Origin of the sequence: Virgibacillus sp. 7505 (assembly GCF_002272135.1) — a bacterium.
In the GTDB taxonomy this organism is placed as follows: Bacteria; Bacillota; Bacilli; order Bacillales; family Amphibacillaceae; genus Terribacillus.
In genome coordinates this window covers 1-240 of sequence record NZ_NPBF01000284.1, presented here as the reverse complement: position 1 = coordinate 240, position 240 = coordinate 1, and the positions used below count along the sequence as shown (strand labels likewise).

Annotated in this window: 1 protein-coding gene; it reads right to left on the bottom strand. The window is 45.4% G+C overall.

All coding sequences use genetic code 11. The annotated features are described in order from the left end of the window. The coding region (locus CHH91_RS20745) for a hypothetical protein (protein WP_176465877.1) at positions 1-240 on the bottom strand (240 nt) is incomplete at both ends.

The following is a 240-nucleotide window of genomic DNA, read 5'->3' as shown; positions in this document are numbered from 1 at the left end:
CACATACTCTAACCCAGCTTTTTCAGCCAATTCGCTATTTATTTGTTCGGTAACGGTCTTGATTTCCTCGTCAGTGTACTGCTTGGCATCTTGCTTTAATTGCTCGCGGGCCGACTCTTCCAGTTGATCCAAATTAATTGACCCATCGGCAATAATTTGCGCTTCCTTACTTAGTTCGCGAAGTTTGGCAGCCAAGTCCTCGCCAAAGAAAATGTCCTCTGATACGATTCGTGCTGTCGT